Source organism: Paenibacillus sp. MABNR03 (assembly GCF_050455445.1).
In the GTDB taxonomy this organism is placed as follows: domain Bacteria; phylum Bacillota; class Bacilli; order Paenibacillales; family Paenibacillaceae; genus Paenibacillus; species Paenibacillus xylanilyticus.
This window is the reverse complement of sequence record NZ_JBCIYR010000004.1, coordinates 514,061-541,007: the sequence shown is the minus strand read 5'-3', so window position 1 is coordinate 541,007 and position 26,947 is coordinate 514,061. Positions and strand designations below refer to the sequence as shown.

At 51.6% G+C, this 26,947-nt stretch carries 20 protein-coding genes; 7 read left to right on the top strand and 13 right to left on the bottom strand.

What is annotated here, in order from left to right:
• Positions 1 to 37 precede the first annotated feature (37 nt).
• Positions 38 to 3,253 (top strand): efflux RND transporter permease subunit, encoded by a 3,216-nt coding sequence (locus AAIH57_RS22090; protein WP_430023007.1) that lies wholly within the window; start codon positions 38 to 40, stop codon positions 3,251 to 3,253.
• A gap of 392 nt (positions 3,254 to 3,645) precedes the next feature.
• The gene (locus tag AAIH57_RS22085; protein ID WP_430023006.1) at positions 3,646 to 5,334 is read left to right on the top strand and encodes a PucR family transcriptional regulator; all 1,689 of its coding nucleotides are present in this window, start codon (positions 3,646 to 3,648) and stop codon (positions 5,332 to 5,334) included.
• A gap of 12 nt (positions 5,335 to 5,346) precedes the next feature.
• On the opposite strand, the gene AAIH57_RS22080 is transcribed toward AAIH57_RS22085, so the two are convergent.
• The 11 genes from AAIH57_RS22080 to AAIH57_RS22030 form a co-directional block, all read right to left on the bottom strand.
• Positions 5,347 to 5,574 carry a hypothetical protein gene (locus AAIH57_RS22080; RefSeq protein WP_175396695.1) on the bottom strand — a complete coding sequence of 76 codons (228 nt, stop codon included), beginning with the start codon at positions 5,572 to 5,574 and terminating at the stop codon, positions 5,347 to 5,349.
• Positions 5,575 to 5,579: 5 nt separating this feature from the next.
• On the bottom strand, positions 5,580 to 7,019 hold the full coding sequence (gene hydA / locus AAIH57_RS22075; RefSeq protein WP_430023005.1) for a dihydropyrimidinase: 1,440 nt from the start codon (positions 7,017 to 7,019) through the stop codon (positions 5,580 to 5,582).
• The gene (preA, locus tag AAIH57_RS22070; protein ID WP_430023004.1) at positions 7,016 to 8,311 is read right to left on the bottom strand and encodes an NAD-dependent dihydropyrimidine dehydrogenase subunit PreA; all 1,296 of its coding nucleotides are present in this window, start codon (positions 8,309 to 8,311) and stop codon (positions 7,016 to 7,018) included. Before preA ends, hydA begins: the two co-directional genes overlap by 4 nt.
• 293 nt (positions 8,312 to 8,604) lie before the next feature.
• Complete coding sequence (locus AAIH57_RS22065; protein ID WP_430023118.1) at positions 8,605 to 9,915, bottom strand: NAD(P)-dependent oxidoreductase; 1,311 nt, start codon at positions 9,913 to 9,915, stop codon at positions 8,605 to 8,607.
• 121 nt (positions 9,916 to 10,036) lie between these two features.
• A complete protein-coding gene (locus tag AAIH57_RS22060; protein WP_430023003.1) occupies positions 10,037 to 10,918 on the bottom strand; it encodes a nitrilase-related carbon-nitrogen hydrolase in 882 nt (293 codons plus the stop codon).
• An 80-nt stretch (positions 10,919 to 10,998) separates the two neighbouring features.
• A complete protein-coding gene (locus tag AAIH57_RS22055) occupies positions 10,999 to 12,279 on the bottom strand; it encodes a M20 family metallo-hydrolase (protein ID WP_430023002.1) in 1,281 nt (426 codons plus the stop codon).
• 58 nt (positions 12,280 to 12,337) lie between these two features.
• On the bottom strand, positions 12,338 to 13,711 hold the full coding sequence (locus AAIH57_RS22050; RefSeq protein WP_430023001.1) for an aspartate aminotransferase family protein: 1,374 nt from the start codon (positions 13,709 to 13,711) through the stop codon (positions 12,338 to 12,340).
• Positions 13,712 to 13,733: 22 nt separating this feature from the next.
• On the bottom strand, positions 13,734 to 14,795 hold the full coding sequence (locus AAIH57_RS22045) for an ABC transporter substrate-binding protein (protein ID WP_175396701.1): 1,062 nt from the start codon (positions 14,793 to 14,795) through the stop codon (positions 13,734 to 13,736).
• A gap of 81 nt (positions 14,796 to 14,876) precedes the next feature.
• Positions 14,877 to 15,812 carry an ABC transporter permease gene (locus tag AAIH57_RS22040; protein WP_430023000.1) on the bottom strand — a complete coding sequence of 312 codons (936 nt, stop codon included), beginning with the start codon at positions 15,810 to 15,812 and terminating at the stop codon, positions 14,877 to 14,879.
• Complete coding sequence (locus AAIH57_RS22035; RefSeq protein WP_430022999.1) at positions 15,809 to 16,621, bottom strand: ABC transporter permease; 813 nt, start codon at positions 16,619 to 16,621, stop codon at positions 15,809 to 15,811. The genes AAIH57_RS22040 and AAIH57_RS22035 overlap by 4 nt, the downstream gene beginning before the upstream one ends.
• Positions 16,602 to 17,417 (bottom strand): ABC transporter ATP-binding protein, encoded by an 816-nt coding sequence (locus tag AAIH57_RS22030; protein ID WP_217506472.1) that lies wholly within the window; start codon positions 17,415 to 17,417, stop codon positions 16,602 to 16,604. Before AAIH57_RS22030 ends, AAIH57_RS22035 begins: the two co-directional genes overlap by 20 nt.
• A gap of 563 nt (positions 17,418 to 17,980) precedes the next feature.
• Between AAIH57_RS22030 and AAIH57_RS22025 the strand changes: the two genes are divergently transcribed.
• The 3 genes from AAIH57_RS22025 to AAIH57_RS22015 all read left to right on the top strand — a co-directional run bounded on the left by AAIH57_RS22025 (position 17,981) and on the right by AAIH57_RS22015 (position 22,467).
• Positions 17,981 to 20,203 carry a methyl-accepting chemotaxis protein gene (locus tag AAIH57_RS22025; RefSeq protein WP_430022998.1) on the top strand — a complete coding sequence of 741 codons (2,223 nt, stop codon included), beginning with the start codon at positions 17,981 to 17,983 and terminating at the stop codon, positions 20,201 to 20,203.
• A gap of 129 nt (positions 20,204 to 20,332) precedes the next feature.
• Positions 20,333 to 21,334, top strand: a complete 1,002-nt coding sequence (gene moaA / locus AAIH57_RS22020) for a GTP 3',8-cyclase MoaA (RefSeq protein ID WP_175396704.1) — start codon at positions 20,333 to 20,335, stop codon at positions 21,332 to 21,334.
• A gap of 293 nt (positions 21,335 to 21,627) precedes the next feature.
• Positions 21,628 to 22,467, top strand: coding sequence for a methyl-accepting chemotaxis protein (locus AAIH57_RS22015; RefSeq protein WP_430022997.1), 840 nt, complete (start codon positions 21,628 to 21,630; stop codon positions 22,465 to 22,467).
• A 112-nt stretch (positions 22,468 to 22,579) separates the two neighbouring features.
• Here the strand turns inward: AAIH57_RS22015 and AAIH57_RS22010 are convergent, their stop codons facing one another.
• Entirely contained in the window at positions 22,580 to 23,188 is a 609-nt protein-coding gene (locus AAIH57_RS22010) for a LysE/ArgO family amino acid transporter (protein WP_430022996.1), read from the bottom strand.
• A gap of 153 nt (positions 23,189 to 23,341) precedes the next feature.
• On the opposite strand from AAIH57_RS22010, the gene AAIH57_RS22005 reads away from it, so the two are divergent.
• Positions 23,342 to 24,829 carry a PLP-dependent aminotransferase family protein gene (locus AAIH57_RS22005; RefSeq protein WP_430022995.1) on the top strand — a complete coding sequence of 496 codons (1,488 nt, stop codon included), beginning with the start codon at positions 23,342 to 23,344 and terminating at the stop codon, positions 24,827 to 24,829.
• Between the two features lie 93 nt (positions 24,830 to 24,922).
• On the opposite strand, the gene mobA is transcribed toward AAIH57_RS22005, so the two are convergent.
• Positions 24,923 to 25,552, bottom strand: a complete 630-nt coding sequence (gene mobA / locus AAIH57_RS22000; RefSeq protein WP_175396708.1) for a molybdenum cofactor guanylyltransferase — start codon at positions 25,550 to 25,552, stop codon at positions 24,923 to 24,925.
• Positions 25,553 to 25,641: 89 nt separating this feature from the next.
• Between mobA and AAIH57_RS21995 the strand changes: the two genes are divergently transcribed.
• Positions 25,642 to 26,880, top strand: a complete 1,239-nt coding sequence (locus AAIH57_RS21995; RefSeq protein ID WP_175396709.1) for an MFS transporter — start codon at positions 25,642 to 25,644, stop codon at positions 26,878 to 26,880.
• The last annotated feature ends 67 nt before the right edge of the window (positions 26,881 to 26,947 follow it).

Below are 26,947 nucleotides of genomic sequence, written 5' to 3'. Positions count from 1 at the left end.
AAAAACAGGGAGAACTGAGAGGAGAAGAAACTGTCGTATGAAAGGAATTATTAATTTCTCACTGAACAACAAGTTTGCGATCTGGATTCTGACCATTATCGTTTCCTTCGCTGGTTTGTACAGCGGACTAACGATGAAGCAGGAGACCATTCCGAACATCAATGTGCCATTCCTGAGTGTCACGGCGATTGATCCTGGAGCTGCCCCAGAAGGTATTGTCGAAGATGTCACCAAACCGCTGGAACAGACCCTGCGCAATGTGGAGGGAATCAAGACCCTAACATCCACATCCATGGAGAACGCTGCTTCCATCACGCTTGAATTTGATTATGGAACTGATCTGGACAATGCAACCGCAGCTGTTCGCGAGGCACTGAACGAAGTGCAGCTCCCGGACGGTGTACAGAAACCGACCATTTCCAAGTTCAGCATCAACTCGTTCCCGGTTGTCTCTCTGAGCTTGTCCGATAAGGACGGGGGAGATCTGGAGCAGTTGACCAGACTCGTTGAATCCGATATTCAACCTGCACTCGAAGATATCGACGGTGTAGCCCAAGTACAGGTTTCCGGTCAATATGTCAAGGAAGTACAACTGAAGTTTGACCAGGAGAAAATGAATGAACTGGGCCTCACTGAAGATACAGTAAATGGTATCGTTCAGGGTTCTTCTGTCCGCGTACCACTGGGACTGTTCGAACTGGACGAAGCACAGAAAGCTGTTGTGGTTGACGGGAACATCATCGATCTGGATGATCTGAAAAACCTCGCCATTCCTGTGGTGCCAAGCGGTGCTGGCGCAGCAGCTGCAGATCCATCTGCTCAAGCCGGCGGTGCTGCTGGTCAAGCCACAGCCCCGGATGCCGCACAGGGTTCCAATCCAGCTGCCGGACAATCGGCTGGTGGAAATGCAAGTGCAGGCAGTGCTTCTGGCGTTGCCAGTGCGACAGGAATTCCTACGGTAAAATTAAGCGAGATCGCGAAGATTGAAGTGATTGGTCAGGCCGAATCCATTTCACGGACAGACGGAATGGAATCTATCGGTATTTCCGTTGTGAAATCGAATGACGCCAACACGGTTGATGTGGTTAACGCAGTCAAGGAGAAAGCGGAAGAATTGCAGACGCAATTCAAAAACGCGCAGCTGACTGTATTGCTCGACCAAGGTAAACCGATTCAGGACTCTGTGAATACGATGCTCGGTAAAGCCATTTTCGGTGCTCTATTTGCCATCCTGATCATCCTGCTGTTCCTGCGTAACATTCGTTCAACCATTATTTCCATTATCTCTATCCCGCTCTCCTTGCTTATGGCAATGACTGCACTCCTTCTCATGGACATCACACTGAACATGATGACGCTGGGTGCCATGACAGTAGCGATAGGCCGGGTAGTCGATGACTCCATCGTGGTTATCGAGAATATCTATCGCAGATTGACCCTTAAGGGAGAGAAACTGAAAGGCCGTGAATTGATCCGGGAAGCTACTCGGGAAATGTTCATTCCGATCCTCTCTTCCACAATTGTAACCATTGCCGTATTCTTGCCACTCGCACTCGTAAGCGGTATGGTGGGCGAGCTCTTCCTGCCATTTGCATTAACCATGGTATTTGCATTGTTGGCATCCCTGATTGTGGCGATTACCATTGTGCCAATGCTGGCTCATACCCTGTTCCGCAAAGGCTTGAAGAACAAGCAGAATCACGAGGAAAAACCGGGGAAGATGGCCGAAGGCTACAAACGCCTTTTGAACTGGACTTTATCACATAAAATCATTACGGTCGGTATCGCTGTGATATTGCTGGTCGGCAGTTTGTTCCTGTACCCGTTCATCGGTGCAAGCTTCTTGCCAGAGCAGCAGGACAAATACGTGACCATCACATACAGTCCGGAAACCGGAGCTTTGCGTGAAGATGTTGAAAAAGAGGCACTTGTCGCTGAAAAGTGGTTGCTTGAACAGCCTGGTCTGGAGAAAATGCAGTATTCCATCGGCGGCAGCAATCCACTGAGCAGCATGGGTGGCGGAAGCTCCAACTCGGCTCTCTTCTATATTGAATATAACGAAGATACAAAAGATTTCACTCAAGTGAAAGAACAGCTTGTAGAAGGTTTGAGGAAGGAAGTTACTGTAGGTACTTGGACTGAGCTGGATATGTCCGGCGGTCTGGGAGGCAGCAGCCTCAGCATCTCCATCTATGGCGACAACGTAGACCAGATCAAACCGGTTACGGATGAAGTGTTCAAACTGGTTGAAGCGGATACGGAATCGTTCGAAAAAGCGGACACCACTCTCTCTGACACCTATGGGCAATATACCCTCGTTGCGGATCAGGAGAAGCTTAGCTCGCTGGGTCTGACTGCAGGCCAACTGGCTATGGCACTGAGCCCTGCACAGGAACGCTCTGTGCTGACGGAAGTGGACATTGATAACAAAACCTATAAAGTGTACGTCGAGACAGACCAAAAAACATTCGACAGCATCGCTGATATTGAAAATGAAAAAGTGACTTCTCCGCTCGGTATCCAAGTACCGATCAAAGATGTCGCTAAAGTCGAAGAAGGTACATCTCCGAACTCGATTATGCGTATTGATGGCAAAGTTGTTGCTCAGGTGTCAGCTAACATTTTGGCTTCCGATGTGCAAAAAGCTTCGCAAAACTTGCAGGATAACATCGACAAGCTGGATCTGCCTGATGGTGTGGAAGTGAAATTTGGCGGTACAACCGAACAAATCAATGACACCTTCACCCAACTGGGTCTCGCCATGCTGGCAGCCATCGCCATTGTATACTTTGTACTGGTCGTTACATTTGGCGGCGGACTGGCGCCATTCGCCATCCTGTTCTCCCTGCCGTTTACCGTTATTGGTATTATGGTAGGCCTGTTCCTGGCTGGCGGTACCATTGACGTCTCTGCCATGATGGGTGGACTCATGCTGATCGGGATCGTGGTCACCAATGCGATCGTCCTGATCGACCGTGTCATTCACATGGAGAAAGACGGCATGTCTACTCGTGAAGCCCTGCTTGAAGCTGGTGCAACACGTCTGCGTCCAATCCTGATGACCGCACTTGCAACGATTGGTGCCTTGCTGCCACTCGTTACAGGACTGGAAGAAAGCGCGGGAATCATCTCGAAAGGTCTGGGTATTACCGTTATCGGCGGTCTGATCAGCTCCACGCTGCTCACCCTGGTGATTGTGCCAATCGTGTATGAATTCCTGATGAAGTTCAAGAAGAAAAGAATTGAAGATTAATCTGCTTGTTTGAGCATCGATTCGAAAGAATGAAATAAACATGCTATTATAATCTGCCTCCTGTTTCTCATTGAAATGACTGTTCATTTCAATGAAAGACCAGGAGGTTTTTTTATGGGTGGAAACGGAATACCACCCATACATGTTAGGTAAAACAACACCAATCAGGACTTCAACTATGCCAAATTACAAAATGAAGATCCTGTTTTGTAAAATAAAACAAATGAGCGAGAGTTTTCACTTCATGTTCTGTAAATGGACTTATAATATAGCTTAATTATGTATGCTCCTTACCCTGCTCGTACATCACAACATAACAAACGCTCTTCAGAAACCCGCATCATAAGGCGGGATTGCAAACGGCATGCAATTCGAGGGAGGACGGTGGTTGTATGGGGGAAACGACGCTTCAACTTCAGATGAGAGATATGCTAAAACGGCCTGTATTTCGCAAGGCAGAGGTACTTGCCAGTGAACGGGCACTGGAGCGATATGTCCGCTGGGTCCATATCATGGAGGTACCTGACGTGGGCGATCTTTTAAACGGAGGAGAACTCGTGCTGACCACCGGCATTGGCTGGCAGGATAATGAGCAGCAAGGGTTGTCTTTCCTGCGCCAGTTAATCGCCCGCGGTGCTGCAGGACTCTGTATTGAGCTGGGGACACACACCAAGTCGCAACTCGGAGCAATGAAAGAAATTGCAGCAGCGGATGATTTTCCGCTCATCTGGTTCCATGAACAAGTCCGCTATATTGATATTACGCAAGACCTGCACTTCGCCCTGATTCGCAGTCATCAGCGAATGCTCGCCGAACTCGACAATCTTACTACCTCGTTCAACCAACTACTTCTAAATGGAGACGGCGTGCAGCCGCTGCTTCGATTGTTATCCCGCACAACCGGTTACCCTGTGGCGTTATATCCACTTGAAGGGGAAGCCAGCGCTGTCCCTTATTGTCCCCCAGAGCTGTTGGAGAACCGCAGAATGGCGTGGTTAACTCAGCGCAGCCACTCATCCCAGACAGACCAAATGGATCAAAAGAATCGTTCAGGGCAACCAATGAACGCCCTTACCCTCCCTATTCAGGCGCTGGAGTATACATTTGCCGATCTTGTACTCTTCCTGGAGAAGCTTCCCGATCACGAACTTGAGTTACAGCATCACAAGCATCACAAGCCTTCAAATGAATTCGTCATTCAGGCAGTGGAGCGCTGTGCAGCCGCCATAGCACAGGATTGGATGCGGACCAAATACATGGAAGAAAAGCGTCGTTACAAGGAAGACATGTGGGTGATTGACTGGCTGAATGGACATCACACGGCCAAAGAAATTCAGGAATATCTTATCAGCCGAGGCCCCCTGCTTGCTTCCAGCAAAGGTACCGTTGTTTTGTTTGACAGCAATCCGAATTATACCGACAGCCTCAAACTTCAGAAATTGCTCATACAGCGCAACATTGTCGCACGCTCTGTATTTTCCCGGGAAGGGTTTACCCTGTTCAGCACGGTATTGAACCATCAGATTATCCTGATTATTCTCGATCCCCAGCCCGTTCCTCAGCGCAAAAGCAGTCTCTGGCGCTGCATAGAGCAGCTGCAGCAGCATGAAACAGACCAGACCCACCGTCTGTTCTCCGGCCTACTGGGCATTGGTCACTGCTGTACCGATTTGTCACGTCTCAAGGACAGCCTGGATGCAGCCAAAGAAACACTGCGCATTCAGAAAGATACCGGACCCATGCAGCAGCCGTTTTACAGCAACCTCCACGGTTATCGCATCATTGCAGGGATGAAGCAGAGCGGCAGCTTGGAGGACTTTATCGAAGAATATCTCGGTCCCGTCATTCGGCATGATGCAGAAAAAGGCGGACAGCTGCTGCGAACACTCAAACAGTATTTTGTGCTTTGCTGCTCCAAGCAGGAGACTGCCACCGCCTTATTTATTGTCAGACAGACCCTCTATCATCGGTTGGACAAAATTGAAGCTTTGCTCGGAGAAGACTATGTCCTCCCCGAGAAACGCGTCGCCATTGAACTCGCCATCTATGCTTATGAATACGTCCATGGTCCAATTGCATAACTTGCATAAAGGCTACGCCCCTCGCTGTTCCCGAAGCTGCCGGATCAGAAAGTGGACGAACCACTTTCGTCCGGACGCCGTACCAACATGCTGCTCCTTCATTTCACCTGGTTGATCGGGATGCTCCCAGACTACACTGGCACCTTCCAGATGTTCCTGAACCGAATAGATCCGATAACCTAGCGTAACCATTCGTTCGATCGCCATTTTCTCCGCTTCAAAAGCTTCATTCTCCAGCATCAGTCTCACCCTCCCGTCGATGTCGTGACCGTTTGCCGCCCAGGCATGGGTGCACCCGCATCATATTTGGCACGCTTCACATATTGACCCGCTCCGGCCGCTCCGGCAAACTGTCGATCCTTAATGACATAGTCCCCCCGGCACAGGACGGTGATAGGACAGCCCTGCACCTGCATGCCTTCGAAGGCACTATAGTCCACATTCATATGATGTGTACTGGCCGATATCTCCCGGGAAACAGAAGGATCGAAAATAACGATATCCGCATCAGTACCGACAGCAAGTGTCCCCTTCTGCGGAAACAGACCAAACAGCTTGCTCGCCCGGGTAGAACACAGATCCACCCACTGATTCAATGAAATGCGGCCCTTGGCAACTCCCTCCGAATACAGGATACTAAGCCGGTCTTCAATGACAGGCCCGCCGTTCGGGATTTTGCTAAAATCATTCTTCCCCAGATCCTTCTGACCTTTGAAATTGAATGAGCAGTGATCCGAGCCAATGGTCTGCAATTGGCCGCTCTTCAGTGCATTCCACAACACATCCTGATGTGAGGCTTCCCGAAGCGGCGGGGACCAGACGTACTTCGCACCTTCGAAATCAGGCTGATCCATAATGGATTGATCCAGCGTAAGATACTGCGGACACGTCTCGCCCCAGATCCGGTATCCCATGTCACGCATGCGTGCAATCTGCTCTACTGCTTCGGCACACGTCACATGCACAACGTACAGCTGTGAATCCGCAAGCGCAGCCAGACGTGCAGCACGCCCTGTCGCCTCTCCCTCCAGAATGGAAGGACGTGTAAGCGCATGATGGATGGGCTCCGTCCGCCCTTCGGCGAGCGCCTGACGCACAAGCAGGTCGATGACATCCCCGTTCTCGGCATGCACCATAACCAAAGCACCGTACTCCTTGGCTTTTTGTAACGTCTGAAAGAGGATGCCATCATCCGCCTGGAACTGGTTTTTATAGGCCATGAACACCTTGAAGGAAGACACCCCTTCCTCCTCAATGACCTGCGGCAGCTCCTCCAGTACCTGATCATTCATCTCCCCGATCATCAGATGAAACCCATAGTCGATGGCAGCTTTCCCCTCGGCCTTCCCCTGCCACTCCTTGAGGGATTCGATGAGCGGTTTGCCTTTTTGCGTCAGACAGAAATCAAGGATTGTCGTTGTCCCGCCAAAGGCAGCAGCAGCGGTTCCCGAGGCAAAATCATCCGCGGTAACGGTACCACCAAACGGCATATCCAGATGTGTATGCGGATCAATCCCGCCAGGAATGACATAACAGCCGGAAGCATCCACAATCTCCGTTCGGTCATCCGCCACCATACCCATGCCAATCTGCGTGATCTTTCCGTTTTCGATGAGTATATCTGCTTCAAATGTATCCGATGCCGTGACCAACACGCCATTCCGAATCAGTTTGCGTCCACTCATGATATCGCCTCCTTGGTTGATTGATCTCTGGCCGATTGCAGCAAGGCAATCGCAGACTGACGTTCGTTCCAGGTTAATGGGGTCTGTTCATGTGCAATCTCCACCATTTCAATTGCCCCATCTACCGGACAAACAATGGAGCACAGATTACATCCCACACAATCTTCCTCGACCACTTCCAGGTAGTCACCGGAAGGATCGGTCAACATATCAATACATTGATGCGATGTGTCCTCACAAGCGATATGGCACTTGTTGCAGTTAATGCAGACATCTCGGTTGATGCGGGCGACCACTTTATAATTGAGATCCAGATTGCCCCAGTCCGAGTACCTCGGCACTGTCTGACCCACAAGTTCCGCTACACTGCTCAGGCCCTTCTCATCCAGATAATCGTTCAACCCGTCAATCATGTCCTCCACAATGCGAAAACCATGATGCATCGCTGCCGTGCATACCTGAACCCCTGTCGCACCCATAAGCAGGAACTCTGCCGTATCCCGCCAATCGGATATGCCTCCTATTCCTGAGATCGGCACCCCTACTTCCGGATGTCGTGCACACTCGGCCACCATGTTCAGGGCAATCGGCTTCACGGCAGGTCCGCAATAACCGCCATGGGCACCTTTGCCGCCTACATGGGGCACGGTATTCCATGAATCCAGATCCACACCCGCCAGGGAATTGATGGTATTGATCAGGGAGATGGCATCTGCACCACCACGCACAGCTGCCCGAGCGGTCGCCGTAATATCCGTGATATTCGGCGTGAGCTTCACAATCACGGGTGTGGTCGCTACTTCCTTCACCCACATCGTTTGCAGCTCAACCAGGTCCGGCTGCTGTCCGGAAGCTGCTCCCATGCCACGCTCAGCCATGCCGTGAGGACAGCCGAAGTTCAGCTCCAGACCATCCACGCCGATCGCTTCCACCTTTTTGACAATCTCATGCCACTTCTCCCGTTTGGGTTCCACCATCAGCGAAGCAATGACCGCACGATCCGGAAAACGTTTCTTGGTTTCAGCGATTTCCCGCAGATTAACCTCCAGTGGGCGATCGGAGATCAATTCAATATTGTTAAACCCCGCTACCCGCTGCCCGCCGAAATGTACAGCAGCAAACCGGGAAGAAGTATTGATGATCGGTTCACCCAGCGTCTTCCACACCGCTCCGCCCCAGCCTGCCTCGAAGGCACGCTGCACCTGATATCCCGTATTGGTCGGTGGCGCGGATGCCAGCCAGAATGGATTAGGTGATCGAATACCTGCCAGATTTATCGATAAGTCAGCCATAACGATCCCTCCTTGGTGTTGTTTGCACATCTGGTTCTACACCTATGACTTCGTGGTCCGAACAACCTTTTGATCTGTCTGTAATTTAACGAACTAAGCACACTCTATTAGACGTAATACTACAAGTATGGCGTTGTAACGAATCCACTACGTTTTATTTTCGCGTGCAAACAGTAATCGCTCCAATATCTACCGGTATAGCGTCACTGATGTTCGTTAGCCTCTCCCTTTCATGCTGACCTTTAAAATAAGGTGCTGGCAGTTCGTTAGCGTTCGAAACAAACGAGTTAACCTCAAGCTGTCACTTCCACCTGTCCAGGCAGCGCCTTCATCAGTGCGGCTGCGGCCAGTTTGCCCTGCTGTGCTGCCGAGACAACCATGGCTTCGCCCTGACCCTGGCCAAAGATCACATCGCCCGCCGCATAGACCTGTGGATGCGAGGTGCGATAGGTCTGCGGTTCCACTTCAACGACGCCCCAGTGATGACGCAGGCCGAAGGCTTCAATGAGTGGCAGCAGCCGGTTCTGTCCAATCGCCCGGACAACGGTGTCACAGTCAATCATGAACTCTGTCCCTGCCTGGGGTACGGGTAATGCACGCCCACCTCCCGGTGGGGTAACCAGCTCCATTTTCACACACTCCACAGCCCGGACTCGCCCATTCTCATCACCAATAATGCGCTGTGGCATCGTAAACCAGCGGAATTCCACACCTTCCTGTTTCGCAAACGTATACTCAAACGCATATGCCGTCATCTGGCTCTCCCCGCGCCGATAGAGCATCTGCACGCGCTCTGCTCCCAGGCGAACCGAGCAGGTAGCCGCATCCACTGCCGTGTTGCCTGCACCGATGACAGCTACGTTCAGACCGTTGAGCGCAGGCGGGACGCCCTGCTTCGTGGATTCCACCAGTTCAATCGCATCGTATACCCCTTCCAGCGTCTCTCCTTCGATTCCCAGCATCGGAACAGAACCCATCCCACAGGCCAGAATGACAGCTTCATGCTGCTCCAACAATTGTGAAGGGGCCATATCCATGCCTATACGTACACCGTAACGAATGTTCACCCCCAATGCTTCGACCTGCTCCACTTCCCACAAGGCTACCGCTTCCGGCAAACGGAAAGATACAATTCCGTACGTATTCAATCCCCCGCCTTTGGGTTTGGCTTCATAGATCGTCACGTCATAACCTGCACGACCGAGCTCTCTGGCTGCGGACAATCCGGCAGGACCGGCCCCTACAACAGCGATGGATCTCCCATTGGAGGCAGCTGCCTGAAATAGCGGCTCATTTTTCGCACGTGCCCAGTCTGTAGCATATCGCTGCAAATCACCGATGCGAATGGGCTTCGACGATTCATTCAGCACACAGGCGCCTTCACACAGTTCCTCAGTTGGACAGACCCGTGCACAGCTCGCACCCACCGGATTGGCATCCATAATAGTTCGAGCCGAACCTTTAAGGTGACCCGTCGAGATTTTGCGGATAAACGAAGGGATGTTAATGTCTGTGGGACACGCCTTGATACACGGTGCATCGTAACAGTACAGGCAGCGGTTTGATTCCTCCATCGCTTCCTTGCCAGACATAGCGGGTTTCATCTCGGCAAAACGGCTCTCCCATCCATAATCGGATAACGTTGCTCCCGGGCTGTTTATCACGACCACGCACCTCCTAAGGATTAATCTGGATTGATCTTCTAACAGAACCTTTCAATCGCCCTTACAGGTTAACCAGATGTTCATATGTCTCGGGTCGCCGATCCCGGTAAAATTGCCACACATTGCGTACTTCACGGATCATTTCCGTATCCATCTCCCCAATGACAACCTCATCCTGATCCCTGCTGCCCATGGCAACCATTCGTCCACGCGGGTCCACCAGATACGACTGACCATAAAATTCACCCATATTCCATGGCGCTTCCACACCTACCCGGTTAATGGCAGCGACATAATAGCCGTTGGCGACCGCATGAGCAGGCTGCTCCAATTTCCACAGATATTCCGATGTACCGGCCACTGTAGCTGACGGGTTGAAGACAATTTCGGCCCCTGCGAGCCCCAGCAGACGAGCTCCTTCCGGGAAATGCCGATCATAACAGATGTACACGCCAACCTTGGCATACGTTGTATCAAATACCGGGTATCCCAGATTCCCGGGCCTGAAATAATATTTTTCCCAAAACCCGTTCGTGCCCTCGCCGGCTTCCACATGCGGGATATGATGTTTACGGTATTTCCCGAGGTAGGAGCCATCGGCATCAATCACGGCAGCCGTATTGTAATACGATGCAATGCCTTCCACCTCATACACAGGCAAAATGATAACCACGCCCAGTTCCTTCGCAAGCACCTGAAAACGTCTGGTCGTCGGTCCTTCCGGCACGGGTTCGGCAGATGCATACCACTTCGGATTTTGCTCCGTACAAAAGTACGGTCCATAGAAAACTTCCTGCAATCCGATAATCTGAGCGCCCTTGGCAGCGGCTTCACGGACCAGGCTGATGTGCTTTTCAATGGCAGCCTCTTTGTGGTTTTCAACCGAGGCTGATCCTTCCACTTCATGTGAAGCCTGAATCAGGCCAATACTGACTTTTCCCATACGTTAAATGCCCTCCTTCTGCCATGATTGATTGGTATAAAATAAACCCACCCAACGTTTTGAGTCCCTTGAAATGTTGATCAGTCGCCCGAATCAATGTCAGCAGGCAGCCGGCTGCACATTTGCCGAATCGTACGGTAGAGCACCTCTGTTCCCAGTGCAATGTCCTCCGGCGAGGAATACTCGCTCGGATGGTGGCTGATCCCATCCTTGCTGCGGACAAAGATCATGCCATACTCACACACATGGGACAGCGCCAGCGCATCATGGAACGGGCCGCTCATCAGCTCCGGCAGGGGCAGCCCCATCTCCTCTGCAGACGAACGGATGGCCGCCTGGATCCGTTCCGCACAATATCGCGGTTCACTGTTGGTATCTTCGGTCAGGGAATAGGTCAGGCCATGCTGACTGCATACTTCATCGAGCACATTCATCAGCCGGGCTTCGAGTTGATTCCGGCGTTCCATCTCCATATCGCGCAGGTCCACGGTGAAGCTGACTTCTTCGGGGATAATGTTGCGTGAGTCCGGGAATACCCTCAGACTGCCCACGGTACCAACCGTAGGGGCATCCGGATCTGCTCTTACCATGTCGTCAAATGCCGCAATGACCCTGGCACTGCCTGCAAGCGCATCATGCCGCATGGCCATTGGTACAGAGCCGGCATGCCCTGCCATGCCCTTGATCGTAACCGTGAGCCATAACGGACCAGAAATGCCTGTTACCAGGCCCACCGGGGCATCCAATGATTCCAGCACAGGACCCTGTTCAATATGCAGCTCCAGATAGCTGCCAATCGAGCCTGTCGCATAGACACCTTCAGCAAACTTCTCTACGGAGCAACCGAAGGCTTGCAGGGCCTCACGGCGGGTCACCCCATTTTTGTCCTGCCGCTCCAGTTCTCCCTCTTCCAGCTGTCCAGTCATTCCACGCGAGCCAAACAACCCTTTATTGAAGCGGGAACCCTCTTCATCGCAAAAGGCAATGACCTCAATTGGCATAGAGGGCTGAACGCCATTCTCCATCAGACACTGTACAACTTCCAGCGCGCCCAGAACACCGATCGCTCCATCGTATCGGCCGCCGTAAGGCTGTGAATCAATATGCGAGCCAATCATGAGAATAGGCAGTGCCTGATCTGTCCCTTCAAGGCGGCCGATCAGATTCCCGAACGGATCGATCCGGGTTGCCAGTCCGGCTTCTTCCATCCAGAGTCGTACCTGAATAATGCCATCCATGTCTTCGGGCGTGAGGGCAAGCCGGCATACGCCCGTCTCTCCAATTCGTCCGATACGGGACAATTGTTCAATTCGTTCATTCAATCGAAGCTGGTTAATGCCTTTTCCGGTTGTGATCTGCATCTTCCCTCGCCTCCATGCGAATTATTGCCAAACGGTCTAATTATTCCTGCGATTCAGGCTATCCTGCCTCCAAACTGCGCAGTGCTTTGAGTACACTGCCAGTAATCAAATTCAGCTCATCTTCCGTGGTGACAAATGGAGGAGAGATCGTCAAAATGTTAGCGAACCCTGGTACCGTGTCCCCGTTTTTACCGATCAGTACCCCATCCTTCTTGCAGCTGGCCAGCACTTGTACCACTTTCCCTGCATCTGCCGGGGAGCCATCCGCTTCAATGAGCTCAATGCCACACGCAAAGCCAAACATCCGGATATCTCCGACCACGGACAGCTCCAGCAGCGGCTCCAGCTTCTCCCGAAGCAGGTGCCCCAGCTGATCCGCACGCTCGACCAGGTTTTCACGCTCCAGAATGTCGAGATTGGCCAATGCCACCCGGCAGGAAACCGGATTGCCGCCGAATGTATTCACATGGCGAAAGTGTGCATCCGGCCCGGATTCCCGGAACGTATCGTATAGATCCGCTCGTACAGCAGTAGCGGATAGCGGAGAATACGCGCTGGTCATTCCCTTGGCCATGGTGACAATATCCGGCTGCACCCCATAGTTCTGATGTCCAAACTTCTGTCCGGAGCGCCCGAACCCGCAGATCACTTCATCCACGATTAGCAGCACACCGTAGCGCTGACAGATCTCCTGCACGGTTCGCATATAATCCGGAGGCGGGACAATCATGCCGCCCCCGGTAATCACCGGCTCCATAATGACCGCCGCTACGGTCTCGGGACCTTCCCAGCGGATGACCTCTTCATAGATGGTCGCACATTCGAGTCCGCATCCTTCCTTGTTCCGTCCAAACGGACAGCGATAACAATACGGAGGTGGAACATGGGAGAAGCCCACACCCAGCGGTTCGTACTTGATCTTACGGGCTGCCTGCCCGGTAGCGCCGAGTGCGCCCATGGAGTTGCCGTGATAGGCCCGGTGCCGGGAAATGAACTTGTGTCTGGTTGGCTCACCATTCTGGTGATGAAACTGACGGGCTATTTTAAACGCCACCTCATTCGCATCTGAGCCCGAGTTGGAAAAGAAGATCCGATAATCTCCCTCCAGCCAGTCATTCAGCTTCTCTGCCAGCAAAATCGCCGGTTCGTGACTCTGCGTCATCGGTACATAAGCGAGTGCTTTCATCTGTTCATAGGCACTCCTCGCAATCTCCTCACGTCCATGCCCCACATTCACACACCACAGTCCGGACATCGCATCCAGATAACGCGTACCATCCTGATCGGTAATCCAGCTGCCTTCCCCGCTAACGGCAATCATCGGATGATCGTTATGAGGCGAGATGTGATGCCACACATATTTGCGGTCCTTCTCCAGCCATTCTTCCTTGGTACTGCCAAGCGGCTGAGGTTGCTGATCCACAGAGCTCATCCGTTATCCTCCTTCGACTGCCTTATTTTACCGCTTCTTCATAGATGCTCTTCTCCAGTGCTTCGTCCAGATTGGCTGCCTTCTTGATCAGTCCATAGTTGAGGGCAATGTCCGCTGTACGGGCAAACGATTCATCCACGAAACTGCCCACCTGCTGCTCTGTAAATCCTTCCGGACGAATCAGCTTCGCGATCTCTGCCAGCATCGTCACCTGATGTTCACGGGTCGTACTTCCGTCGGTCACATTGCTCATGACGGTATCCACAGTCTCTTCCTGATTGTCGATGGCGTAGTTCCAGCCTTTCAGAATGGCACGGGTAACTTTTACAGCCAGGTCACGGTTGCTGTCGACCCAATCCTTTTTCGCAATCAATGTATCTTCCAGCATGCCTACGCCGGCATCCTCGATGTTGAACACATCCAGATCAGACTCCTGTACTCCACTTTCCAGCACAACGTGATATTCGTTATATATCGTGGCTGTTGCTACATCCACCTGGTCATTGAAAAACTGATCCATCGTAAAGCCCTGTTTCACCAGCTCGATATCCTTCTTCGGATCAAGTCCGTTCTTCTCCATGAAAGCGAGGACCTGGAACTGCTGGCTGCCGAACCATGTGCTTACCTTTTTGCCCTTCATTTGTGCCGGATCGGTAATTCCCGCTGACTTCTTGGCGATCAGGCGATAGCTGCTCTTCTGTGAAATCTGGGCAAGGGAGACCAGCGGAAGACCGTTATCACGGCTCACCAGCAGACTGTCCACCCCGGTGATCCCCACATCGGCTGCGCCGTTCACCACCTGCTGTTCAATGACGATATCCGGACCACCCGGAATAATCTCGGCATCAATGCCCTCATCTGCAAAAAAACCTTGTTCCTTCGCGGCATAAATACCGGCGAACTGAGCCTGGGGCACCCATTTGAGCTGAATTTTCACTTTGGTTAAGGGCTGCTCCGCAGCTCCTCCTGCACTTGCTGCAGCAGGTTCGGCAGAAGGTTCCGTTTTCGTGGAGCATGCTGCCAACATGGCAACAACAAGCATCAGCACCAACACCAGTAAACCTGATTTCGACGTTTTGTACATTTACAGAACAACCCCCTTGTTTTTATAAGGATTCCATCAGGTACTGCAACGGATCCGTGGATTGCCTGTGTCCCGTTGGTCTCATGAGTTTGTACGTGTACGATTCCACGGAATAAGCCGTTTTTCCGCCAGTACAACCGCTTCATACAGCACAATGCCGAGGGCAGCGGCAATAACGATACAGGACCAGGCAAGCGGCATGTTTGCGAGGCGAATCTGATCCGAAAGCAGGTATCCAAGTCCTTGGGATGCGATAAAAAATTCACCCACAATGGCTCCGATAATACTGGTGGACATATTGATCTTCAGCCCGGCAAAAAGGGAAGGCATGGCGTGAGGCAGCCGCAATTTCAAGAAGACCTGCATGTTGCTGGCAGCAAGCCCGCCCAGCAGTTCACTATACTGCGGCTGTATGGAGGTAAGCCCCTTGAACAAGCTGACCGCCATCGCGGCCATCGTAATGACGGCCACTACCGCGATCCGTGACCAGATGCCATCGCCAAACCAGTTATTCATGATCGGAGCCAGCGCGACAATCGGCACTGCGTTTAGAGCTGACATCACGGCAACCCCTGCCTTGCCGCTGATTGGAAAGAACGAGGCGCCCGCTGCCGCCAGCGCACCCAGCAGGGAACCGAGCAGGAAACCACCCAACATTTCCGTTCCACTATATAGAGCATATCGAAAGAGCATTTCCGCATTTTCCCTGATGGATGCCGCAATGGCCGAGGGTACAGGAAGCTGATAACTTTCCAAGGAAAATAACCGATGAAAGAACCGGAAATGCCACAAAGCGAGAAATAACATGCCTGCCAGCCAGGGAAGCAAGTACAACACGATCCGTTTCCGCCCTGTATTACCATCTGATCGTTCCTTCTCTGCTTGTCCCCGTTGACCCTGAACCTCCGACCCTGGGACTGAAGCAGCCAAAGACGATCCAGACAGAGTTGACGTACCAGAGACAGAAGCAACCCCGCTCTCATCCCGATTGTGGTTCATCATCACACCTTCATTCATGCTCTGCTCCCTCCCTTGGCTCTGAATTCGGGCTGCCAGGGTGTCAACCAGCGCTCTGCCAGGCTGATAAACAGATACGAGATCAGTCCAATGCCGATACTGAGCACGATCGTGGCCCAGAACATGCCGACCTGAGCACTGCCATAGTACAGGGAACTGACCATCAGGACTCCAAGTCCATCCGGTGCACCCATCAGCTCCACCACAATGGAGGAGGTCACTGCGAGCGGGGCAGCGATCTTCATGCCTGCGAACAGTCCCGGTAGTGAGGAAGGCAGCAGACATTTGATATATCGAGTTGTCAACGAGGCTCCACAAGAACGCATCAGCTCCAGATGTTCCGGTGCAGCGCTTTTTAATCCTTTGAGTGTGTGAATAATGATGGGGAAGAACGTGACATAAGCCGCCATGAATATCCGTGCCCACTCGGCGTCATGAATGATGCCGTAGACAATCGGTGCGAGACCGATGACCGGAATCATCTGCGAGGAGATGACATAGGGAGATAATGTACGTTCCAGCCAAACGGCGACACTCATCAGAAGCGCCAGCACCAGACCCAGCAGCGTTCCCCCGGCAAATCCAATGGCAGCATTGCCGAACGTCACCGCTCCCTGCTCAGCGAGTGTCCCCGAGTAGCGAATCAGCGTGGCAAGAACGTCATGAAGATAAGGCAGTCGGGATGCGGCCTGCTGAGGTGACATTAACAAGTGGAGAATCCAGGCAACGCCTTCCCACAGCAGCAATATGGACAGTATCCAGATCACGACCCAGGAACGATACTCCAGCTTAAATGAGCGCAGGGACATGATCCGGATCACGCTCCTTGTGGAAACAATTGCGTATGGTGGTCAGCATGTGGTAGAAATCTTCGGTCTCCCTCAGTTCATTGGTACGGACCGAGGGCAGGGCGACAGGATGAATGGAATGCACCTGTCCGGGATGTGCGGAGAGGACGATAATGCGGTCCGATAAAAACACCGCTTCGGGGATACTGTGCGTAACAAAGAGGAATGTTTTGCCCGTGGACCGCTTAATATCAAGCAGCTCCAGTTGAAGCTTCTCCTTCGTGAATTCGTCGAGCGCGGAGAATGGTTCATCCATCAGCAGCAATGGCGGATCAAGCGCAAGTGCACGGGCGATGGATACCCGCTGCTGCATGCCTCCGCTGAGCTGCCAAGGATAATGGTCAGCAAACCGGGTAAGTCCGACCATCTCCAGCAGCTCACCGCTGATGCGGCGGCACTCTTTTTTGCTCGTGCCCAAAATCTCCAGCGGCAGCTCAACGTTGTGACGCACTGTTCGCCAATCAAACAGAGCTGGAGTCTGAAATACGATTCCGAATTGCCTCTGGAGACGCGCCTTCTCTGGTTCTGCACCTGCAATCCGGACGGTGCCTGATGTTGGCTGCAGCAAATCGGCTATGAGCCTGAGCAGCGTCGATTTGCCGCAGCCAGAGGGGCCAAGCAAAGAGACAAATTCATTGGGCTGGATGTGGAACGTAACATCAGACAGCGCGGTGACCTGTTTTGCTCCAGTGCCAAATACAACAGATACATGATCCACTTCAATGTGGCTAACTTCGGGGACGTTCATGGATGACATGGGCATTCTCCTTTTCGCGGGAAGTTGGTTACATTTCACACCAAGGCCGAATGGAAGGTTTGCGTTCACGAACGTAACAGGTTTTTCTGGTTAGGTAATACTATATATCATTGGGCGGGGATTACATTATACAGACTGTTTTGAGTATGGGCCCTTTCATGTTACACAGTGTAAAATGAGACGAATTCTCATTCATGACGATGTCAATGCTCCGACTGTTTATCTGACATCACTTTACTGAATAATCGCATATTCCAATGAAGAATTATTGTCCTCTGCCCAAAGAATTGGCATTGGTGGGGATACGCCTTCCAACGTCTTTCGGCCTATCCTATAGGCCAATCGCAGCCCTTCCCTCCCTGAAAAGCGCATGTTTCTTTGTATTTATTGAATAAATATTCGGAAAATATGACATATACCCTCGTATTCTTGTCGTTTTTCTTGTATAACGTTCTATATGGAAAAGACAGGAATACACCGTCTTTTAGAAATTACAGAATCCATATCGTTTCTAAGAAAGGGCTATGCAAAAGCTTTCAACTTCAAAGATCGGGGTGGTCTGCATGTTTGATTGGCTTGGATGGAAAAAAGGGTGGCCGTTATGGCGGTCGTATCGGTTGAACGCACATATCAAGGGTGATGTGGAGCAGATTTTTGAGGGGATTGCCGATACGAGGCAGCAGCTTCTGATGGATTGGGCCGATGAGCAATGGAGTCATATGGATCGTTTACTGCATCAGGTCAAATCGGCTGGACCGCTGGATGCAGAACATGTAGCGCAGAATAGAAACAAATGGGATGTATGGTTCAAAGCTGCGTACATCCGGGCAGCAGATAGTACGGAAATTTTTATGCTCGATGAGCAGAATCAGGTTGTATTTTCTACATATAAAAAACATGTTGGACAGATCTATGAAGATAACGAAGTTTTAATTGGACCAGGGTTACAGTATTCCAAAACGGATATGAACGGGAAACGATGTCTATATGGCCCCTATTCAGATCCGTTAACACTGGACATTGGGCGGCGCTCCTCCTCTTTTCACGATGATGTCACCCTGATGTTCATTGAACCTATCGTACAGGAAGGACGTTACATCGGTTCACTGTGCTGCCGTATCCCCAATGATGTACTGGGGGACTTGATTCAACGGGAATCCGGACACATCTATCCTGATTCGGGGGACAACTATCTCTTTATGGCTGAATCGAAACTGCGGCCACAGCTGCAACCCGGAACGGCTTTGTCCCGCAGTCGCTTCGAGGATCGTACATTTACACATGGCGAAAATCTCAAGGATGGCGTTACTACCGAATGGGGGATTGTATCCGTCAAAGAGCATACCGAGCTGGAACTGATGTTTACCGACCCTTCCACCGGCGAGCTGCATCCGGGTGTAGCGAACACCATCCGCAACGGGTCGAACCTGTTTGCTGCCTATCCGGGTTACTCCGATTACCGCCATATTTCCGTAATTGGCAAAGGAATCACCTTCCAGCTTCCCCACTGTCCGGATCGTTGGGGCATGATGTGCGAAGGCGATCTGGAGGAAGTGTACCGGATACGCAGTATCGGCTGGCGTCAGTTCAAGCTGCACAGCCTGTTCATCGGTTTGTCAGGCATTGGGGGAGCAGGTCTCGTGTATGCACTTTCAGGCAGCGCATGGAGTGCAGCAGCCATAGCGGCATTCAATATCATTTTTGGCTTGTTCATCGCAGATCAGCTGCAACGGAGACACTACCAACGCGTCCATGAGGACTTGAGGCGCATCAGCAGGTTTATACGAATCAATGCGGAAGGTCAGGGCGATCTGACACAGCGTCTGGACATGTCTGCTTTTGCCCAGGACGAATCAGGTGAGCTCGCGAAATGGATCAACAACATGATTGATTCGCTCGAAGGCATCATGCTCAAGGTTCAGGTTGCCACCGTGGATGTGATGAACAATCAGTATCAGATGCGCACTTCCACCGAGACAACCCAAGTTACCACCGAACGTGTAAACCACAAGCTCGGCTCCATGATCCACGGCATACGCGAACAACTGGAGGATCTGGATCAGGCCAAGCTGGCTGCCGACCATATGCGGCATACGCTGCAGCAGTTGGAGACCTCCGCCACCGAACAGATTGTGGTGGCGCGTCAGGAAGTGGAACGCATTGGCGACAAAATGAATCAGATCTCAGGAACAGTCACAGATACCAACCGTACGATTTTGTCCTTTATGGATACCATGCAGGACATTTACCGTGCACTGGCGGCAATTGATGAGATTTCTGCTCAAACCAACCTCCTTGCGCTGAATGCGTCCATTGAAGCAGCACATGTAGGAGAACATGGCCGCGGCTTCGCAGTCGTTGCCGGTGAGATTCGCAAACTGGCTGAGCTGTCCCGTTCCTCTACCGAGGACATTCATCAGATTCTGGATAATATCACAGCTGCAGCGGGAGCTGCTGCCCGCTCCATCCATGAAGGAGATCAGGTTCTGGCTGAAGGCAGCACCCTTGTGCAAGCCGCTGCACAGCTTCTGCAAAAGGCAACAGCCGAGGATCCGCAGAGGACTCAGGTTGTGGATCGGGTCGTGATGCTCATGGAAAGTATTGCTGCCATCAGCCATAAAAACCGCTCCACGTCCGCAGAGGTGGAGGCCGAGATGATGGCACTGCTCAGCGACATGATGCATGTTCAGCAATCATCCCATAACGTGGAGGTCATTACTGTTTTCCTGCAGCAGCTTGTGGGCCAATTCCAGTTGACTCATCCCGAAAAAATGGCTGTCATCTGACGTCATCGTTGACGCGGATTGGAGAAATGGCTAAAATTTGATGCAACTGTTCCTTTTGAATTTCGACATTGTCGTATCGTTCATTTTATAGAAGTTTTTCCAATCCGAATCAATGAAAGGGTGGTCTGCATGGAGATGCTCCAGGATTCTTTTGGCAGGATACATGACTATATCCGTATTTCTGTTACGGACCGCTGTAATTTGCGTTGTGTGTACTGCATGCCAGCTGAAGGCATGGAGTTCGCCCCGCATGATGAAATTATGAGTTATGAAGAAATCACTCAGGTACTCAAGGTGCTCGCCCCGATGGGGATGCGCAAGGTGCGCCTGACTGGTGGTGAACCTTTGGTACGCAAGGATCTGCACAAGCTCGTTGGCATGATCTCGGCTATCGACGGAATTGAGGATATTGCGCTGACTACCAATGCGCTGCTGCTGGATAAACAGGCTCAGGCACTGAAAGATGCTGGGCTGAACCGTATTAACATCAGTCTCGATTCCCTTCATGCGGACCGATTCTCCATGATTACTCGTGGTGGAGATGTCAACAAGGTGCTCAAAGGGATCGAAGCTGCAACGGCGGTTGGACTTGCGCCAATCAAGTTGAACGTCGTACTCATGAAAGGCATCAATGATGATGAGATCAAGGATTTCATTGCCATGACGATCGATCAACCGCTGCATGTGCGTTTTATTGAATACATGCCTATCGGACATGCTTCGGATTCATGGCGCAAATCATATCTGCCGCTGGAAACTGTCACCGATGCATGTGCAGAGGCTGGCTGGACAGTAGAGAGCACATCAGGCCCGGCGGGGAACGGCCCTTCCCGTAACATGAAGATTGTTGGTTCGCAGGGAACCTTCGGCCTGATTCACCCGGTAAGTGATCACTTCTGTGATAACTGCAACCGGCTTCGCCTGACGGCAGACGGACATATCAAAGCCTGTCTGTACTGGTCGGATGAATACAATGTCCGCCGCTACGTTGATGATCCGGATGCCATGGCAGCCCTTTTCCTCAAGGCACTCGGCACGAAGCCGAAGAACCATGAAATGGCCCTGGCGCTGGAGCAAAAGATGCAAAGCCATACCCCAACCGTACGGCGCATGTCCCAGATCGGCGGGTAGCCGTTTTTTAGGCACCATCGTGGGTGCGGATTTATGCAAATAAGCGTAAAAAGCGTTGTGTAAGCCATACTATTTCGTTTATAAGCTGCGGAGGAGATATCCTTCGCAGCTTTTTTCATGAAATTATCACATGAGATGGCTTAATTGAGCACTTATTTTTACCTTTCTACTACTGAAATTGTTACAATAAGAATGAATACATATTCCCTCTGGATCTTCACGATCCACCTGATCTGGACGATGTATAGTCAAAAAAAACCAATTAAAATATGCCGCACACAGGAGTTGACGGAATGAGCATTGTTGAAGCACTCGTTGCAGCAAGCCCTTATTTTAAAATCATGCTTAAGGAACATAATCTGATGATCGCTGTAACGGACACCGAGAAATTCTGGTATTATGTGCCCAGCGAGGATCTTGACCTCGGTATCAAGGCTGGGGATCCTGTCTCACTTGAGGATCCTACACTGCGCCGTGCCCTGATTAATGGCGAAACTTCAGCCAATCGTATCGAAGCCCATCATTATGGGACCGCCCTCAATTCTACAGCTACTCCTCTGCGAGATGAGGCGGGTAATATTGTCGGTGCCCTGGCCATCGGCTTCTCTCTAAAAAATGAAGAGCATCTAGAACATTTCACTGAATTGATCAGCAGCATCAGTGGCAGATTGACCGACATGGTCCAGACTGTAGCCGCCCAATCTGAGGAGTTGACCGCTTCCTCTTCTCAAATTCTGGACAACACCCGAGTTGCTGTACAAAATGCAACCGAGGTCAATAAAGTCGCCTCGTTTATCCGGGAAGTCTCTGAGCAAACCAATCTATTGGGTCTAAACGCGGCCATTGAAGCGGCAAGAGCGGGTGAAGCAGGCGCCGGGTTCGGGGTGGTGGCATCCGAAGTGCGCAAACTTTCCACCGGGACAAAGGAAGCTACCGTAAATATCGAACGTTCCCTCAAGGATGTACAGCATTCGATCCGTCAGATGGAACAGGAGATCACCTCCATCTCCCAGTCCAGTACCCAGCAAGCCGAGCTCGTAACGGAATTTAGCGAGGTCATTGACCAGTTGAACAATGTGAGTGAGGAACTGAAAGTCTTTATAGAATCCATGATTCTGAAGACAGAATCTTAATAAATATTAATCTCCATGTTATTAGCTCAACTTCATCTATAACTTGGCTAATCCCCGCACATTTACCGTGCGGGGATTGTTTTGTTTTTTAGACTACTGCACCTTTAGACAATTACATATGAATCAGCTTCCATAACATCATGCACGCCATTACAACCATTACCCCTGCGGATAACCGATTGAAGACCAGACTAATACGTCCGGTACGATCCGTTCTCCCAATCAGCCTTCCGGCACTTGCCAGTACGAGAAACCATATCCACGAAACCGCTGCTGCTGTTATGGCAAAGGTGACCCGATCCATCCCTTCATACTGAAGCGAGCTGGTACCGATTACAGCTACCGTGTCCAGCAGCGCATGCGGGTTAAGCAAGGATACGGAAGCGGCGAAGGCAATCTGACGTCCTGCAGACAGCGCGGTTAACGAACCATTTGCTGCCCCGGATGACCTCCAAATATTCCATGCCATATATAGCAGAAACGCAGCCCCTCCTGCATACAACACACCTGCCAGCAGCGGCCACTGGAGCAATATGAGGGATATCCCTCCCACTGCCGCTCCAATTAACAGCGTATCGCTGATCCCTGCTGTCACTACCGCCGGAAGCGCACGCATTAAACTTCGCTGACTCATCCCCTGGTTAAAAATAAAAACATTTTGCACACCAAGTGGCAGGATCAGGCCAAACGCCAGTACCACGGCATGAATAAACACACTCATTGTTCATCCCCCTTATATCTGTCTCCATAATAGGTGAGATGAATTCCGGTGTGACCAACCAATTGGATGGCATAGAACCCAACCAAATGATATAGTGTTCGATACAGAAGCAAGAAGCTTCAATTACCCAAACAAACTGGAGGCAAACTCGGCATGAATCATTCCGATCCACGGCAAGGCATCGATTGGAAACCTGACCCGGCACAATCCTTGCCCCTGTATCGCCAGATCGAATTATATATCAGTCAAAAGATAACGACTGGAGAGTGGACAGCGGGCTACCGCCTTCCCTCGCAGCGAGCATTGGCACAATCTATGGGAGTAAATCGCAGCACACTGGTTACTGCCATGGACAACCTGGCAGCCGCAGGCATGATTGAGGGCAAACACGGCGGCGGAACGTATGTATCCGGCTCCGGTTGGCATGCACTTGCCCATGGAGCCGCACCGGACTGGAACGAAGCCATTCAGGAAGGCTGGTATTATCCCAACCTGCCTGAAGTGCAGCTCATTAACCGAGCTGAGTTCCAGCATGGCATCATTCGACTGGGAACCGGAGAACTTGCGCCTGAACTGATGCCCGAGGACGCCTTCAAGGAAATTCTTCGTTCCTTGTCCAGGCGCTCACGTACACTAAACTACCTTGAGCCCCAAGGCAGTCTCGAACTTCGCGAGGCTTTGTCTGACTATCTACTGACCTGTGGCATTCAGGCGTCTCCAAGTGCCATTCTTATCGTCTCGGGTTCGCTTCAGGCACTGCATTTGATATCGGTCGGTCTGCTTCCCCGCGGATCGGCTGTTCTGCTGGAGAAGCCCTCCTACCTCTACTCCATTCATGCGTTTCAATCTGCCGGAATCAAAATGAATGGCATTCCCATGGATGCGGGTGGATTACACATTCAGCGTCTGAAGGACACTCTACGAAACGGACTTCCTCAGAGTCACACCTCGTCGCTGCTCTATACCATTCCAAGCTTCCATAATCCGACAGGCTCTGTCATGAGTGACACTCGCCGAAACGAGCTGATATCTACAGCCCATGCCGAAGGCATTTCCATTCTGGAGGATGCCGCCTACACGGATTTGTGGCTGGACGAGCCTCCGCCGCAATCGCTTAAGGCGCGGGATCTGGATGGACGCGTGCTTCATATGGGCACACTATCCAAAGCTGTCAGTCCTGGCCTGCGTCTTGGATGGCTGGTTGGGCCAGAGCCGGTTATTCGTCGCCTGGCTGATATCAAGATGCAGACAGACTATGGTACCAGCTCCCTGGCTCAGGAAGCCGCAGCGTTATGGTTTGCGGAAGGGTACCACACCCGGCACATGGACTGTCTGCGGCCTGAGCTTCGCCGTCGCAGAGACTTCATGCTTGAGCTTCTGAAACGTTATTTCACGGAAATTGCCGAGTGGAATAAACCAGCCGGCGGCTTTTACATCTGGCTCCGGTTCACAGCTGGCTCTCTTTCGATTCGCCAGCTGTTTCATGCCTGTCTCCGGGATGGCGTGCTCATTCATCCGGGTTATCTGTATGACCGCCTGGATGCGGACCATCTTCGGCTGTCCTACGCGTATGCTTCGCCTGAGGAGATGGAGCGTGGAATGCAGCTGCTGGCGCAGACAGCCAAAAACCTGTTTAAATGACAACAAATAACCGCCTTAAACCGTAACGGGACACCCTCAAGGCCAAGACGGTTTATGACGGCATTCTATACTTAAATCCGGATGCATCATCGATCACATGATCGGCGGACGGTTGCCCACCAGGTTATGATACTCCTGCATGGTGTTCATATTGCTTAACTGGCCTGCTGCATCCTGGACGCCTGCCTTTTCCAGATCCTCTCCGTCGACATACCTACCCCCAATCTCCTCCAGCCAACGGGTGACCCGCAAACGGTCTTCGACCAAGCACTGTTCGAGGCTGGGAAGTACGCGCGTATGATAAATGCCCACCAGTGGATGAACCCATCCTTCCAAGCGCGGCACAATCGCCGGATGCTTCTGGTCCGATTCAGCCAGCCATTGCAGGGCGGTAAAAAAGGCGGGCTGGATCAGAGGCAGGTCACAAGCACAGACCAGATTCCATTCGGTCTCCGATGCTTCTAGGGCTGCATGCAGCCCGGCCAGCGGGCCCTTTTCCGGGTAACGATCCTGAACACAGGTATAACCGAGCTCATGATAAACAGCTGCATTGGGCCCAGCAGCAATAATGACCCGGGATACTGCAGGAGCCATAGCTGCGGCCACATGCTCCAGAACAATGGAACCATGCAGAGGGAGCAGCGCCTTGTTGGTGCCCATCCGGCTGGACAGGCCGCCTGCCAGTATAATGCCGGTCCATTCCTTCATGTTCACGGTAATCATCCCTTCCGGTTCTCATATAATAAACTTATTCTATACATTGAATCCCCTTTCAACAAATGATACATTGAAGAATATTGATTCTGAAAGGAATGGCTCTATTGGACAGATATGCACCCGGAAGAGGCAATGCCTCTTTGGTCTCGCTGAAACTATATAACTTTTTCATTTACGGAGCCATCTCCATCTTCGCTGGTTTTCTTCAACTGTACCTGCAGGAAATCGGCATGACCAAGCTGGAAATCGGCAGTCTGATGGCAATCGGTCCATTTGTATCCCTGTTCGCCAATCCGTTCTGGGGCTTCTGGAGCGACAAATCCCGCAATATTCGTATTATTCTTATGATGATGATGGGAGGCACATTTGTGCTTGCCCAAGCCGTCTTTCATGCACCGACATATGCCTGGATCTATGGAGCCATGATTTTCTTTTATTTCTTCCAAAGTCCGCTGTTTGCCCAGACCAACAGTCTCATTCTCGGGTACATCGATGGGACCACCCAGAAATTCGGCACCTTCCGGTTGTGGGGCTCACTCGGTTGGGCTCTGACTGCTGCGGCTGCCGGACCACTTATTGACCGCTTGGGCGTGGGCAGTGTATCGATTGTCTTTGCCTGCATGATTGCCATCGCCTTTGCGTTTGCCATGTTTCTGCCAAGGCAGCCCATTGCTTCGGATACCCCAGTGGTCACGTTCCGCCGCTTTGGCAGGGTGATGTTCAATCCGTACTTTATGACGTTTATTGCGCTAGGTGTGCTGGTGTCGGTACCTAATGCGATGAACAGTACATTTATGTCGCTCTACATTACAGAGATGGGTGGCAATAAACAGATGGTCGGGTGGGCCATCTTCACGTCATCCATTCTCGAAGTAGGTGTCTTCCTGCTGCTGGATCGCTTTCTGAAACGAAAAATGAGCATGCTGCTTGCAAGTCTCGTACTCGTCAGCCTGCTGTTCGCTGTCCGCTGGCAGCTGATGGCTGAGGCCGTTAACCCGCTGCAGATTGTATTTATCCAGCTGATGCACTCGATTACGTTTGGTGGGTACTTCTATGTGGGCACCCAGCTGACCATGCTGTTTATCCCAAGGCCCTATCGTTCCTCTGGTCAAGCAGTGTATACGATGGCCTGGGGCGGCATATCCGGTGTCATTGCCGGCTTGTTCGGCGGCTGGTTATTCCAGAGCTTTGGTGCCGAGGTCATGTATAACATTGGCGTCTTTTTCTCACTCATCGGCGCAGTCGGCTTTGGAGTGATGTGGTTGATCAACCGCAGAAACGGTTACCAGCCTGTTGTACTAACCGAGATGGGCAGCATGGATGAGGATGGATAATGTTTTGTTGGCAAAAGTTGAAAGATTTACACTGGAGCACTACAAGGACAGAACAATCTTTCGATCG

Bases quoted from the DNA above. Each gene is read 5' to 3' on its own strand.
- AAIH57_RS22090 (WP_430023007.1), top strand. From the start codon at position 38: ATGAAAGGAATTATTAATTTCTCACTGAACAACAAGTTTGCGATCTGG.
- AAIH57_RS22085 (WP_430023006.1), top strand. From the start codon at position 3,646: ATGGGGGAAACGACGCTTCAACTTCAGATGAGAGATATGCTAAAACGG.
- AAIH57_RS22080 (WP_175396695.1), bottom strand. From the start codon at position 5,574: ATGCTGGAGAATGAAGCTTTTGAAGCGGAGAAAATGGCGATCGAACGA.
- hydA (WP_430023005.1), bottom strand. From the start codon at position 7,019: ATGAGTGGACGCAAACTGATTCGGAATGGCGTGTTGGTCACGGCATCG.
- preA (WP_430023004.1), bottom strand. From the start codon at position 8,311: ATGGCTGACTTATCGATAAATCTGGCAGGTATTCGATCACCTAATCCA.
- AAIH57_RS22065 (WP_430023118.1), bottom strand. From the start codon at position 9,915: ATGAAACCCGCTATGTCTGGCAAGGAAGCGATGGAGGAATCAAACCGC.
- AAIH57_RS22060 (WP_430023003.1), bottom strand. From the start codon at position 10,918: ATGGGAAAAGTCAGTATTGGCCTGATTCAGGCTTCACATGAAGTGGAA.
- AAIH57_RS22055 (WP_430023002.1), bottom strand. From the start codon at position 12,279: ATGCAGATCACAACCGGAAAAGGCATTAACCAGCTTCGATTGAATGAA.
- AAIH57_RS22050 (WP_430023001.1), bottom strand. From the start codon at position 13,711: ATGAGCTCTGTGGATCAGCAACCTCAGCCGCTTGGCAGTACCAAGGAA.
- AAIH57_RS22045 (WP_175396701.1), bottom strand. From the start codon at position 14,795: ATGTACAAAACGTCGAAATCAGGTTTACTGGTGTTGGTGCTGATGCTT.
- AAIH57_RS22040 (WP_430023000.1), bottom strand. From the start codon at position 15,812: ATGAATGAAGGTGTGATGATGAACCACAATCGGGATGAGAGCGGGGTT.
- AAIH57_RS22035 (WP_430022999.1), bottom strand. From the start codon at position 16,621: ATGTCCCTGCGCTCATTTAAGCTGGAGTATCGTTCCTGGGTCGTGATC.
- AAIH57_RS22030 (WP_217506472.1), bottom strand. From the start codon at position 17,417: ATGTCATCCATGAACGTCCCCGAAGTTAGCCACATTGAAGTGGATCAT.
- AAIH57_RS22025 (WP_430022998.1), top strand. From the start codon at position 17,981: ATGTTTGATTGGCTTGGATGGAAAAAAGGGTGGCCGTTATGGCGGTCG.
- moaA (WP_175396704.1), top strand. From the start codon at position 20,333: ATGGAGATGCTCCAGGATTCTTTTGGCAGGATACATGACTATATCCGT.
- AAIH57_RS22015 (WP_430022997.1), top strand. From the start codon at position 21,628: ATGAGCATTGTTGAAGCACTCGTTGCAGCAAGCCCTTATTTTAAAATC.
- AAIH57_RS22010 (WP_430022996.1), bottom strand. From the start codon at position 23,188: ATGAGTGTGTTTATTCATGCCGTGGTACTGGCGTTTGGCCTGATCCTG.
- AAIH57_RS22005 (WP_430022995.1), top strand. From the start codon at position 23,342: ATGAATCATTCCGATCCACGGCAAGGCATCGATTGGAAACCTGACCCG.
- mobA (WP_175396708.1), bottom strand. From the start codon at position 25,552: ATGATTACCGTGAACATGAAGGAATGGACCGGCATTATACTGGCAGGC.
- AAIH57_RS21995 (WP_175396709.1), top strand. From the start codon at position 25,642: ATGGCTCTATTGGACAGATATGCACCCGGAAGAGGCAATGCCTCTTTG.